The organism is Variovorax sp. P1_H12_2, assembly GCF_056405335.1.
The window spans coordinates 1-12,329 of the sequence record NZ_JBFUCI010000169.1; the positions used below are offsets into that span (position 1 = coordinate 1).

Below are 12,329 nucleotides of genomic sequence, written 5' to 3' on the forward strand. Positions count from 1 at the left end.
GCACAGGCCCGAGGCATCCAGCACCGGCGCCGCCACCGACGCCAGGCCGCGTGTGTAGCGATCGAACGAACAGGACAGCCCCTCGGCGCGGATCTGCTCCAGTTCCTGGCGCAGGCCGGCCCGTGTCATGGCCTGCTCCATCGGCACCTTGAGGTTCACCGAGGCCAGGTAGGTCCGCAGCCAGGCGGCGTCGGAATGCGCGAGCAGTAGTCGGCCGGCCGAACTGGCGTACAGCGGGCGCGAGGTGCCCACGGGGATCTGATAGCGGATCGGGTGCGGACTCGGAATGATCTCGACATAGGTGATCACTTCGGCCTCCGGCACCAGCACGCCGAGCATCACGGTCTCGTGCGTGCGCTGTGCCAGCTCTTCCATGAAGGGGCGAATCAGCGGCGGGAAGTCCCAGGCCGCCATCACACCGGCGGCCAGGCGAAAGATGGCGGGCCCCAGCCGGTAGCTGTTGCCCGCGTGGACCAGAAACCCTTCACCGACCAGGGGGCGCAGCAGGTTGAGCAGGCTGCTCTTGGGCGACTCCAGCGCGAGATTGAGCTCTGCCAGCGTCATGCCGCCGGGCCGCTGAGACAGCAGTTCGAACAGACCCAGCACGCGGGTCAGGGAGCGGGGACCGCTGGGCTCGCTGCTGGGTTCGTCTTTCGTCTCGGAGGTTGAAGGGGTTCGGGTCATCACCGATTATCGACCGCCGGGCGAGCGGAAATTGGGCCGGCGCTTCTCCAGGAAAGCGTTCACGCCCTCGTGCGATTCCTCCGTGCCGTAGAACAGGCTGAGGGCCTGCATGCCCATGCCGCCGATGCCGCGGATGTTGTCCGAATCGGCGTTGAAGGAGCGCTTGGCAATGGCAATGGCCGTCGGGCTGAGGGCCAGGATTTCCGCGCACCAGCGCTCGACCTCGGCATCGAGCTGGTCGGCCGGGACCACCGCATTGATCAGGCCCATGTCGAGCGCCTGCTGCGCGCTGTAGCGGCGGCACAGGAACCAGATTTCGCGGGCGCGTTTTTCGCCGACCACGCGCGACAGGAATGCGGTGCCGAAGCCCGGGTCGACCGATCCGACCTTGGGGCCGACCTGGCCGAAGACGGCGGTGTCCGAGGCGATGGCGAGATCGCAGCAGGTCACCAGCACGTTGCCGCCGCCGATCGCGAAGCCGTTGACGCGCGCGATGACCGGCTTGGGCACATCCCGGATCAACGCTTGCAGTTCTTCCACCGGCAGCCCGATGACGCCGCGGCCGTCGTAGCCGCCGTCGTGTGCCGACTGATCGCCGCCGGTGCAGAAGGCCTTCGGCCCCTCGCCGGTGAGCACGATGACGCCGATGGATTTGTCCCAGCCCGCACGGTTGAGCGCGTCGATCAGCTCGTCGCAGGTCTTGCCGCGGAAGGCGTTGTATTTGTCCGGGCGATTGATGGTGAGGTGGGCCACGCCATTGCGCGCCTCGTATCGGATGTCGGTGTACTCGGTCATGAAAAAAGCTCCAGAAATGATCGGTGAGTGGGTGGGATTTCCCACTGTCCGGATCATGTCATAAATCTTCCGGTTGATAAACTATGTGAACGCTGTTCTAATACATGAACGGATCGACGAGTCCATTCCGGACTTCGAAATCACAGATTGAATGGAGACGACGACGTGTCTGGAGCCTTGTCGCGCCTGCGGGTGCTGGATCTGACGAGAGTGCTGGCGGGGCCTTGGTGCACCCAGATGCTGGCGGACCTGGGGGCCGATGTGATCAAGGTCGAGCGCCCCATCTCCGGTGACGACACGCGGCACTGGGGACCGCCGTGGGTGGGCGATCGCGACGGACGCGACACCACCGATTCGGCCTACTTCACTTCGGCCAATCGCAACAAGCGCTCTGTCGCGGTGGACCTCGCGCGGCCCGAGGGGCAGGCCTTGATCAAGGCACTGGCCAGCCGTTGCGATGTGCTGGTGGAGAACTTCAAGGTGGGCGACCTCGCCCGCTATGGCCTGTCGTACGAGGACCTGCGCGCCGAGAACCCGCGCCTGATCTATTGCTCGGTCACCGGCTACGGCCAGGATGGCCCCTATGCCGATCGCCCCGGCTACGACTTCGTGTTTCAGGGCGAAGGCGGATTGATGAGCATCAACGGACTCTCGGACGACGAGGCCGGCGGCGGCCCGGTGAAGACCGCCATCGCCATCGCCGACGTGCTGGCGGGGCTGAACGCCACCATCGGCATCCTGGCGGCGCTCGAGAACCGCCATGCCAGCGGGCAAGGGCAGCACATCGACGTCGCGCTGCTCGACACCGTCGTGCAGTTCGGCGCCAACCAGATCGCCAGCTACTTCGCCACCGGAGACATTCCGCGGCGCTGGGGCAATCAGCATCCCAACCTCACGCCGTACCAGACCTTCCCCACCTCGGACGGCCACATCATCATCGCGTGCGGCAACGACGGGCAGTTCCGCAAGCTGTGCACGGTGCTCGGGTGCGAGGACCTGTGCAACGACGATCGCTTCCGGCAGATGTCGGGGCGCAACGTCCATCGCAAGGCACTGGAGCAACTGCTGAGTGCCACCTTCGCCCAGCACGGCACGGCCCACTGGCTGACGGCGCTCGAAGGCATCGGCGTGCCGATCGGTCCGATCAACAACTACCAGCAGGTGTTCGAACACCCGCAGGTGCGTCACCGCGCGTTGCGTCAGGACTTGCCCCATGCGGCCGGCGGCACGGTCGGCACCGTGAAGAATCCGATCCGGCTGTCGCAGACCCCGGTCGAGTACCGCCTCGCCCCGCCGCTGCGCGGACAGCACACGAACGATGTCTTGTCCGACGTGCTGGGCCTGGACGCGGCGGGCATCGACGCCCTGGCGCGTGCGGGTGTCATTGAAACCACGGCAGTCGACTGCTGATCCCCGAGACTTCCTATGTCCTACAGCTTGAATGAAGACCAGCGTCAGATCCAGGACCTGATCCGGCGCGTGGCGCGCGAGCGCGTGGCGCCGCGCGCCGACCAGATCGACCGCGAGGCCGAGTACCCCCACGACATGTTCGACCTGCTCAAGGAGCTGGGTCTTTTCACCCTGCCGTTCCCCGAGCGCTATGGCGGCACCGGCAGCCTGCTGTCGGCTTGCATCGCCATCGAGGAACTGGGGCGCGTCTGCTACAACACGGCCTACCTGCTGCTGGTCCAGTGGCTGCCTTTCGGCGCCTTGCTGGCAGGCGGCACCGAGGCACAGCAGCAGCGCTGGCTGCCCGGTCTGGCCAGCGGTGAACTGCGCGGCGCCTTCTCCACCACCGAAGCGCAAAGCGGCTCCGACGTCAGCGGCATCAAGACGCGGGCCCTGCCCGTGGACGGCGGCTTTCGGCTCAACGGCGCGAAGATCTGGTGCACCAACTCCGACCTCGCCGATTTCGTGCTGGTGGCCGCACGCGAGGGCGCCGAGCCCAAGGCGCCGATCAGCATGTTCATCGTCGAGAAAGGCATGGCCGGCTTCGCCGTCGGCAAGAAGGAAGACAAGATGGGCRCACGCGGCGTGCCGTCATGTCCGCTGTTCTTCGACGATGTGTTCATCCCGCAGGGCAACAAGCTCGAGGGCGGCTTCAAGGCGGTGATGGCGTCCTTCAACGCCAGCCGCCCGCTGATCGGCGCGCGCGGCGTCGGACTGGCGCAGGGGGCGCTCGATCACGCGGTCGGCTTCATCCAGGGCCGCGCCGCGTTCGGCCAGCAGGTCAGCGACTTCCAAGGGGTGCGCTGGATGGTGGCCGACATGCACATCCAGACCGAAGCCGCGCGCCAGCTGGTCTACCGCGCGGCCTCGCTGGTCGATGCCGGTGCACACGCGGACGAGGTGGCCCCGGCGGCCGCGATCGCCAAGTGCTTTGCCTCCGACACCGCGATGAAGGTCGCGACCGATGCCGTGCAGCTCTTCGGGGCCGCGGGCATCTCGTCCGAGTACTCGATCAACCGCTACTTCCGCGACGCCAAGGTGCTTCAGATCATCGAAGGCACCAACCAGATCCAACGAAACATCATCGCCAACAGCGTGCTGGGCCGCCCGGCCCGCGCCTGACCATCATCAACCCGAGGAGACAGCATGAACGCCAATGACATCGAGACCGTGGGGCTCGGCCAGTATTTCGAAGACCTGCCCGTGGGGCGCAAATTCCGCACCATCGGCCGCACCATCCAGGACGCGGACATCTGCGCCTTCATCAACGTCATCCACATGACCGAGGTGCTCTTCACCGACATGGAGTTCCTGAAGAACGAATCGGACATCAAGGGGCGGCTGGCCCCGGGTGCGCTCAGCTACTGCTTCGCCGAGGGGTTGCTGGCGCAGGCCACGATGCAGAAGACCGGCTATGCCTTCCTGGGCATGGAACTCAACATCAAGAACCCGGCGTTCGCGGGCGACACCATCCACGTGGAATGCGAGGTCGTCGAGGCCCGGCTCTCCAAGAGCCGGCCGGGCCGCGGGCTGGTGCGGACCTTCAACCGCGTGGTCAAGCAGGACGGCACCGAGGTGCTGACCTACACGCCGCTGCGAATGATCAAGTGCAAGGGCTGAGCCCGTCGTTACCCCCAATCATCGAGAAGACAGGAGATTTGACATGCGAGGCTTGAAGAACAAGGTGGTGCTGGTCACCGGTGGTGCAGGCGGAATCGGCGCAGCCTTGTGCCATCGCTTTGCCGAAGAAGGCGCCCATGTGGCCGTGCTGGATCTGAACACAGCGGCTGCGGCCCAGGTGGCCGAGGCCATTCGCGCCGCCGGCGGCACCGCCACCAGCCAGGGCGCCGACATCAGCGATCACGCGGCCGTGCTCGCGGCCACCGAGGCGATCGAAGCCGAGCTCGGTCCGGTGGACGTGCTGGTCAACAACGCGGGCTGGGACCATGCGGCGCGCTTCCTGGACACCTCGCCCGAGCTGTGGCGAAAGATCATCGCCATCAACCTCGAGGGGCCGCTCAATCTGCACAGCTGCGTGGTCAAGGGCATGGCGGCGCGCGGCAGCGGACGGGTCATCAACATCGCGTCCGACGCGGGACGCGTCGGCTCCTCCGGCGAGTCGGTCTACTCCGCCTGCAAGGGCGGCATCATCGCCTTCTCCAAGACCCTGGCGCGCGAACTGGCGCGCAAGAAGATCAATGTGAACGTGGTCTGCCCGGGGCCGACGGACACCGCGTTGTTTCGCGACTTCGCCGGCGAGGGCGAAAGCGGCGACAAGCTGCGCGGTGCGCTGGCCAAGGCGATTCCTTTCGGCCGCCTGGGCCAGGCCGACGACGTGGTGGGCGCGGTCTGCTTCCTGGCGTCCGACGACGCGGCCTTCATCACCGGGCAGGTGCTGTCGGTGTCCGGCGGCCTGACCATGGCGGGCTGAGTCATGGTTCGCTCCTGGATGACACGACGCGCATGGCTGCCCCTGATCGCGCTGCTCGGATGCGGCTTCGCGGGGGCGACCCTGGCTGCAGAGGCCGACTATCCCAACCGCCCGATACGCCTCATCCTGGGCTTTTCCGCCGGTGGCGGCACGGACGTCATTGCGCGTGCGCTCGCCCAGAAGATGAGCGAGTCGCTGGGGGTCAGCGTGGTGGTCGACAACAAGCCGGGAGCCAATGGCAACATCAGCGCGGAGGCGGTGGCGAAAGCCCCCAACGACGGCTACACGCTGCTCTACAACACCTCGTCCATCGTGCTGAGTCCCGGCCTGTACAGCAAGCTCGGCTATGACGTGCAGAAGGATCTGAGTCCTGTCGGCCTCGTGGCCAATCTGCCCATGGTGCTGGTGACCTCGAACGCGGTGCAATCCAAGGGCGTCGCCGATCTGGTGACCACCATGAAAGGCGCACCCGGCCGGTTCAACTACGCCTCGGCCGGCAACGGCAACATCACCCACTTCGCCATGCTGATGTTCGAGCATGCGGTGGGTGTCAAGAGCAACCACATTCCCTACCGGGGCGAAGCGCCGGCCATGGCGGACCTCATGGGGGCGCAGGTCGATCTGTACATGGGGACCGCGCCAGGGGTCATGCCTGCGATCAAGGACAAGCGCGTGCGGGCATTGGCCGTGACCAGCCTGAAGCGCCTGCCCGCCTTGCCTGACGTGCCCACGCTGGATGAGTCGGTCGCCAAGGGCCTGGAAATCGGGGCGTGGTCGGGAATCATGGCGCCGGCCGGCACGCCCGCCCACGTGATCGCCCGACTGAATGGCAGCCTGAAGGAGGCGCTGGCAAGTCCCGACGTCCAGGCCCGCTTTGCCAGCCAGAGCGCCGACGTCCGCTACATGACGGCGGAGYAATACGGCCAGTTCCTCCGCGCCGAACTGCCCCGGTGGCGGCGGATCGCGCAGCAGGCCGACGTCAAGCTGGATTGAGAGAGACCACCGACATGGACATCCAGAGCCTGCAGCACATCATCGACCGTTCGCCATTCAACCGCTGGTTGGGCATGGCGGTCGAGTCGATCACGCCAGAAGCGGTCACCCTGACCATCAAATGGCGCGAGGAACTGATCTCCAGTCCCGAGCGCCAGACCACGCACGGCGGCATCCTGGCCACGCTGGTGGACGGCGCCGGCGACTATGCGGTGGCCGTCCGCCTCGGTCGCGCCGTGCCGACACTGGACCTGCAAGTGGACTACCACCGACCTGCGACACCGGGCGACCTCCGCGTGGTGGCGAGCGTGGTGAACCTGGGTTCGACGGTCGCCAGCGCGCGTGCGCAGGTCTTCGATTCGGGCGGGCGCCTGCTGGTCAGCGGGCGCGGCCTCTACTTCGTGGCGGAGCGATGAGCGCAGCGCCGGGCCGCCCCAAGCAAGCTGGCACCGCAGTGCGCAGCACGGAGGTCAGCCAATCCACCATGGGACCCTTGGCTGGACTGCGCATCGTCGAACTTGCGGGCATCGGGCCCGGCCCCATGGCCGCCATGCTGCTGGCGGACCTGGGCGCCACGGTGTTGCGGGTGGATCGCCCGCAGGATGCCGGGCTGGGCATTCCCCGTCCCTTGCGCTACAACCCCTTGCTGCGCAACCGCGAGACCCTCCGGGTCGACCTGAAGAGCGAGCAGGGCCAAGCCTTGGTGCTGCGCCTGATCGAGGAGGCCGACGGGCTCATCGAGGGTTTTCGCCCGGGCGTGGCCGAACGCATGGGCCTGGGGCCCGACATCTGCCTGCAACGCAATCCCCGGCTGGTCTATGGCCGGATGACAGGCTGGGGCCAGACCGGACCGATGGCACAGGCGGCCGGCCACGACCTCAACTACATCGCACTGACGGGCGTCCTGGACCTGATCGGGCGACCGGGCCAGCCACCGACCCCGCCGCTCAACCTGGTCGGCGACTTCGGCGGCGGCGCGCTGTACCTGGCGCTGGGCATGCTGGCGGCCATTCTCGAAGCGAAGCGATCCGGCCAGGGGCAGGTCGTCGATGCGGCCATCGTGGACGGCACGGCTTCGCTGGCGACGTCCGCCTTCGGCATGCAGGCGGCCGGCCTGCTCGATGCCAGGCGCGGCCACAACGTGCTGGATTCCGGGGCGCCTTACTACGATGTCTACGAGTGTGCCGACGGCAAGTGGGTGTCGGTGGCGCCGATCGAGGGCAAGTTCTATCGCGAGCTGCTCGAACGCCTGGGGCTCGATCAGGCGGAGGTGGGCCGGCAAGACGACCGCAACGACTGGGTGCGCGCCAAGGTGGCGCTCGGCAAGCGCTTCAAGGAACGAACGCGTGACGAATGGTGCGCGCTGCTGCAGGGCACGGACGCCTGCTTCGCGCCCGTGCTGACGCTGGAGGAGGCGCCTGCGCACCCCCATCTGCGCGCGCGCGGGACCTTCGTCGAAGTCGACGGTGTGGTGCAACCGGCGCCGGCGCCGCGCTTTTCGCGCACCGTGCCGGCCCAGCCCCGGCCGCCTCGCCCGGCGAGTCGGGAAGGCGCGATGGCCGCGCTGGGCGAGTGGCTGGGTACCGAACAGGCGGGCCTCTGGCAGGGCGTACTGGCGGCCGACCCGCCCGCTGCGACCAACGCATGAGGGCCTCTGCGCCGACGCGCTTTCGCGCCTTTCGTATTCACCGTGGCGAGCGAGTGCTGGGAAAGATCGACTCGCTGACGCTCGATGATCTGTCGCCGGGCGGCATCGTGATCCGGGCCCGCTACGCCGGGCTCAACTACAAGGACGCGCTGGCCACGACCGAGCATGGCGGCGTGATCCGCAATTTCCCCCGCGTGGGCGGCAGCGACGTCTCGGGCCACGTGCTGAGTTCGGACGACCCGCGCTGGCGGCCGGGCGATGCGGTGCTGGCCTACGCGCAGGGATTGGGCGTGGACCACGACGGTGGCTTCAGCGAGTACGTGCGCGTGCGCCCGGACCAGTTGGTGGCGTTGCCGCCGGAACTGGACCTGCTGGCGTCGGCGTCGCTCGGGGTCGCAGGCTTCACCGCCGCGCTGGCCGTGCACCTGCTGCAGGACAACGGGCTGCGGCCGGGGCAGGGTGATGTGTGGGTCAACGGCGCCACCGGCGGCGTGGGCAGCATGGCGATCGCGATGCTGGCGGCGTCGGGCTATCGCGTGGTGGCCATGTCGAGCAAGACGGAACACTCGGCATGGCTGCGCCGCCAGGGCGCGGCCGAGGTGCTCGGGAGCGGCGACCTGGCGCCATCCCCCGGCCTGCTGGCCAAGGCGCGCGGCAGTGCGGCCATCGATTCCATCGGCGGTGCCGCGCTCGACGGCCTGTTGCGCAGCATGCAGCCACGCGGCATCGTCGCCAGCGTGGGGAACGTGGGCGGCAACACGCTGCACACCAACGTGCTGCCTTTCATCCTGCGCGGCGTGCGGCTGATCGGCGTCAACCTCAACGCCTATCGCGACCTGGAGTCGCTGCTCTGGCGGCGCCTGGCCACCGACCTGCGGCCCGCCCGGCTGCGTGAGAACACGCGGCTGATCGCGCTGGACGATCTGCCCGAGGCCATCCGGCAGATGCTGAATGCGCAAACCGTCGGACGGACCTTGGTGGCCTTCGGCGAGGCCTGAACCGTCCCTCTCCATTCCGTCCACGATGTGGTCAAGCACCGCATTTCCAATGGACCGAAAGCGCACCTGCACGGAAGCTCGCGTGTGCGAACCCACCCGAGACAAAGGATGAACATGAACGAAACAGTCAGCAGCCCCGTCGGCACCGAGCGGATCGGCCAGATCCTGGTGATGACGATCGACAACCCGCCAGTCAATGCGACGTCCTGGGCCGTGCGTTCCGCACTGACGCAGGCTCTGGCGGAACTGGAAGCGGACGACTCGCTGCGGGCGGGCGTTCTGATCGGCGGCGGCGCCACTTTTGTGGCGGGGGCCGACATCCGCGAGTTTGGCGCGCCGACCTCGTTGGCGCCGTCGCTGGCGCTGGTGGTCGATGCCATTGCCGCCTGCAGCAAGCCCATCGTCGCCGCCGTGCACGGCGTTGCGCTCGGCGGCGGCTTCGAGCTGGCGCTGGGCTGCGACGCCCGCGTGGCCGTGGCCGGCAGCATGCTGGGCCTGCCTGAGGTGACCCTGGGCATCCTGCCGGCGGCCGGCGGCACGCAGCGTCTGGCGCGGCGTGTGGGCCTGGCGCGGGCCATGGGCATGATCTGCAGCGGCGAGCGTTTCAACGCGCAGCGGGCCTTGGCGCTCGGCCTGGTGGACGAGGTGGTGCAGGACGGCCTGCTCGAGCGCGCGATCGCCATGGCGCAAGGCCTGACGGCCAAGAGGGACCTGCTGGACGAACCCATGCCGCTCGAAGACGCGGCGGTCGTGCAGGCGGCCGAGAACGCGGCGCTGCGCGCCGGCAAGCGACGCCCGGCGGTGCTCGCTGCCATCGAATCGATCAAGAACGCAGCCCGTCTGCCCAAGCTCGAAGGCCTGGCCGAGGAACGTCGCTACTTCCAGGAGCTGCGGCTGACACCCGACGCCTTCGGTCTGCGCCACCAGTTCTTCTCCGAGCGGGAGGCCTTGAAGACACCGGCACACCTCAAGACCCAGGCACGCCCGGTGCAGGTCGTGGCCGTGATCGGCGCCGGCACCATGGGTGCCGGCATCGCGATCAGCGTGCTCGACGCGGGACTCGACGTGTTGTTGCTGGAGCGGGATGCCGCGGCACTGCAACGCGGCATGGAGCGCATCCGCACCCACTACCGTGAGCGCGTGGCGGCCGGCAAGATGCCGGGCGAGCGCGCCGATGCCTGCCTCCAGCGCCTGTCCGACAGCCTGGACTGGCAACGGCTGGCGCAGGCCGATCTGGTGATCGAGGCGGTGTTCGAGGAGATGGCCATCAAGCAGGAGGTCTTCCGCACGATCGACGCCCACGCCCGGCCGGGCGCCGTGCTGGCCACCAACACCTCCTATCTGGATGTGGATGCCATCGCCAGCGCCACCAGCCGCCCGGCGGACGTGCTGGGCCTGCACTTCTTCAGCCCGGCCAACGTCATGAAATTGCTCGAGGTCGTGCGCGGCGCCCGGACCGGCGCCGACGTGCTGGCCACCGGCCTCGCCCTGGGAAAGCGATTGGGGAAGATGCCCATCCTGTGCGGCAATGCGTTCGGCTTCGTCGGCAATCGCATCTACAACGTCTACCGCCAACAGTGCGAATTCATGCTGGAGGACGGCGCCTGGCCGGAGCAGGTCGACGACGCGCTGGAGGCCTTCGGCTTTGCGATGGGACCCTTCTCGGTGGCCGATCTGGCGGGCCTGGACATCCCCTGGCGCATGCGCAAGTCGCAGGCCGCCACCCGCGACCCGCGCACACGCTACGTGGACATACTCGACCAGCTGTGCGAGCTCGGCCGCCATGGCCGCAAGACCGGTGCCGGCTACTACCAGCACCCCGACGGCAAGCCCGGGCCGCGCGTCAGCGATGCGGTGGTGCGCGGCATCGTCGAGCAGGCTTCGAAGCGGCGTGGTCTGCGCCGCCGGCCGCTGCAGGCCGAAGAGATCCAGCGTCGCGCCATGCTGGCCATGATCAACGAAACCGCGTGGCTGCTGCACGAAGGCGTGGCCAGCCGCGCCAGCGACATCGACGTCGCGATGGTGCAGGGGTACGGCTTCCCACGCTGGGTCGGCGGGCCGGTGTTCTGGGCTCGCCAGCAAGACCGCGCGCAGCTCGAGCGCGATCTGCGGGAACTGGCCGAATCCTCGGGCCATGGCTTCGAAGTGGCAGATCTCTCGCTTCTTCTGGATCAAGAGAACCCATGAATCACGCCTGCATCCGCGATGCCGCCCGGCAAGACGGATGCAGGAGCGCGTGGAACGACAAGGCCTCGGACCAAGGCTGCACGTCCATCAAGTCGTCTGATTGCTGGCAGCCTTCGACGCCGGTGCGCCCTTCGGCGAAGGCAGCAGCGTTCGCATCGCGATGTCCGACAAGATGGTGGAGAACGCATCGGTCGCGTCTGAGCGATCCTTGCGATGCCACTGAAAGCTGTTGGAGATCATGACGGTGATCGCGCGTGCCGCGACGGCGGCATCCGCTACTTCGAACTCTCCGGATTCCACGCCCAGGGTGACCAACCGTGTGATCCGCTCATCGATCTCCACTCGCATCTTCAGGATCGTCTTTCGATCCGCCTCGCTGAGACTGGCGGTTTCGCGCAGGTACACCGCCAGATAGTGGCCTCGATCGACGACCACTTGCGCCAGCCGAAAGCAGAACCACCGCATGCGCTCTGTGGCGGTGTCGTGCAGCGCTTCGGCCTGATCCAACGCGGACAGTGAAAGCTCCGCACCGTGACTGCAGATCGCTGCAAGGATCTCGCTCTTGTCGCGGAACTGGTAGTAGATGAATGGCTTGGTGACGCCGATGGCCTGCGCAATCGCGTCCATCGTGCAGCCGTGATAGCCATGGCGCAGGAACAGCTGAGTGGCCGTCTCGAGAATTCGTTCGCGCTTGATCGCCGCGACCTCGGCCTTCATGCCCGACGGATCTGCCAAGACCCTTTGTCTGGCTTTGCTGGCTGAGTTGGTGGCGGTCGTTCGCTTGTTGGGTGTTCGTTCCATCGCTGTGTTTGTCCTCATCTTGCAAGGCGCCGAGCACCAAAGGTCGCACGGACTGACGCGCCGCAGATTCTCTCGCTTAGTGGTTTCTACTATGCTGAATCTAAAGATACTGACTAGTATACGACTCCAGACCGAAGCGGCGTGCCCGCCGAGAGTTCGTCTGAATTCCATCCCAGTCAACCGACAGAAAGGTCGTCCTCATGAACTTCGAAACCATCCTCTACGAGAAGAAGGGGCGTGTTGCCGTCATCACGCTGAACCGTCCGGAAAAGTACAACACCATCCGCCATCCCATGCCTGACGAGATCGAGCAGGCATTCGGCGCGGCCAACATGGATGCGGA

Annotated in this window: 12 protein-coding genes; 9 read left to right on the forward strand and 3 right to left on the reverse strand. The window is 67.1% G+C overall.

Annotation, left to right across the window (positions count from 1 at the left end; all coding sequences use genetic code 11):
• The coding region (locus AC1D2K_RS17745) for an IclR family transcriptional regulator (protein ID WP_478090149.1) at positions 1 to 684 on the reverse strand (684 nt) is incomplete at its 3' end.
• Between the two features lie 6 nt (positions 685 to 690).
• Positions 691 to 1,479, reverse strand: coding sequence for an enoyl-CoA hydratase-related protein (locus AC1D2K_RS17750; protein WP_478090150.1), 789 nt, complete (start codon positions 1,477 to 1,479; stop codon positions 691 to 693).
• Between the two features lie 165 nt (positions 1,480 to 1,644).
• Here AC1D2K_RS17750 and AC1D2K_RS17755 point away from each other — a divergent pair, with 165 nt between their 5' ends.
• The 9 genes from AC1D2K_RS17755 (at position 1,645) to AC1D2K_RS17795 (ending at position 11,185) form a co-directional block, all read left to right on the forward strand.
• Positions 1,645 to 2,889 (forward strand): CaiB/BaiF CoA transferase family protein, encoded by a 1,245-nt coding sequence (locus tag AC1D2K_RS17755; RefSeq protein WP_478090151.1) that lies wholly within the window; start codon positions 1,645 to 1,647, stop codon positions 2,887 to 2,889.
• Between the two features lie 15 nt (positions 2,890 to 2,904).
• A complete protein-coding gene (locus AC1D2K_RS17760; RefSeq protein WP_478090152.1) occupies positions 2,905 to 4,050 on the forward strand; it encodes an acyl-CoA dehydrogenase family protein in 1,146 nt (381 codons plus the stop codon).
• 24 nt (positions 4,051 to 4,074) lie between these two features.
• On the forward strand, positions 4,075 to 4,548 hold the full coding sequence (locus AC1D2K_RS17765; RefSeq protein ID WP_478090153.1) for a MaoC family dehydratase: 474 nt from the start codon (positions 4,075 to 4,077) through the stop codon (positions 4,546 to 4,548).
• 43 nt (positions 4,549 to 4,591) lie between these two features.
• Positions 4,592 to 5,359, forward strand: a complete 768-nt coding sequence (locus tag AC1D2K_RS17770; RefSeq protein ID WP_478090154.1) for a glucose 1-dehydrogenase — start codon at positions 4,592 to 4,594, stop codon at positions 5,357 to 5,359.
• Positions 5,360 to 5,377: 18 nt separating this feature from the next.
• On the forward strand, positions 5,378 to 6,352 hold the full coding sequence (locus AC1D2K_RS17775) for a Bug family tripartite tricarboxylate transporter substrate binding protein (protein ID WP_478090155.1): 975 nt from the start codon (positions 5,378 to 5,380) through the stop codon (positions 6,350 to 6,352).
• A complete protein-coding gene (locus AC1D2K_RS17780; protein WP_478090156.1) occupies positions 6,349 to 6,768 on the forward strand; it encodes a PaaI family thioesterase in 420 nt (139 codons plus the stop codon). Before AC1D2K_RS17775 ends, AC1D2K_RS17780 begins: the two co-directional genes overlap by 4 nt.
• 68 nt (positions 6,769 to 6,836) lie before the next feature.
• Positions 6,837 to 8,000: a CaiB/BaiF CoA transferase family protein gene (locus AC1D2K_RS17785; protein WP_478090157.1), complete on the forward strand. Its 1,164-nt coding sequence runs from the start codon at positions 6,837 to 6,839 to the stop codon at positions 7,998 to 8,000.
• Positions 7,997 to 8,998, forward strand: a complete 1,002-nt coding sequence (locus AC1D2K_RS17790; protein WP_478090158.1) for an acrylyl-CoA reductase family protein — start codon at positions 7,997 to 7,999, stop codon at positions 8,996 to 8,998. The genes AC1D2K_RS17785 and AC1D2K_RS17790 overlap by 4 nt, the downstream gene beginning before the upstream one ends.
• 114 nt (positions 8,999 to 9,112) lie before the next feature.
• Entirely contained in the window at positions 9,113 to 11,185 is a 2,073-nt protein-coding gene (locus AC1D2K_RS17795) for a 3-hydroxyacyl-CoA dehydrogenase NAD-binding domain-containing protein (RefSeq protein ID WP_478090159.1), read from the forward strand.
• Between the two features lie 87 nt (positions 11,186 to 11,272).
• Here AC1D2K_RS17795 and AC1D2K_RS17800 read toward each other — a convergent pair whose 3' ends face one another.
• Positions 11,273 to 11,986 (reverse strand): TetR/AcrR family transcriptional regulator, encoded by a 714-nt coding sequence (locus tag AC1D2K_RS17800; protein ID WP_478090160.1) that lies wholly within the window; start codon positions 11,984 to 11,986, stop codon positions 11,273 to 11,275.
• Between the last annotated feature and the right edge of the window lie 343 nt (positions 11,987 to 12,329).

Excerpts from the sequence above, each read along its gene's own strand:
- AC1D2K_RS17800 (WP_478090160.1), bottom strand. The coding sequence starts at position 11,986 with ATGGAACGAACACCCAACAAGCGAACGACCGCCACCAACTCAGCCAGC.
- AC1D2K_RS17795 (WP_478090159.1), top strand. The coding sequence starts at position 9,113 with ATGAACGAAACAGTCAGCAGCCCCGTCGGCACCGAGCGGATCGGCCAG.
- AC1D2K_RS17765 (WP_478090153.1), top strand. The coding sequence starts at position 4,075 with ATGAACGCCAATGACATCGAGACCGTGGGGCTCGGCCAGTATTTCGAA.
- AC1D2K_RS17750 (WP_478090150.1), bottom strand. The coding sequence starts at position 1,479 with ATGACCGAGTACACCGACATCCGATACGAGGCGCGCAATGGCGTGGCC.
- AC1D2K_RS17770 (WP_478090154.1), top strand. The coding sequence starts at position 4,592 with ATGCGAGGCTTGAAGAACAAGGTGGTGCTGGTCACCGGTGGTGCAGGC.
- AC1D2K_RS17785 (WP_478090157.1), top strand. The coding sequence starts at position 6,837 with ATGGGACCCTTGGCTGGACTGCGCATCGTCGAACTTGCGGGCATCGGG.
- AC1D2K_RS17790 (WP_478090158.1), top strand. The coding sequence starts at position 7,997 with ATGAGGGCCTCTGCGCCGACGCGCTTTCGCGCCTTTCGTATTCACCGT.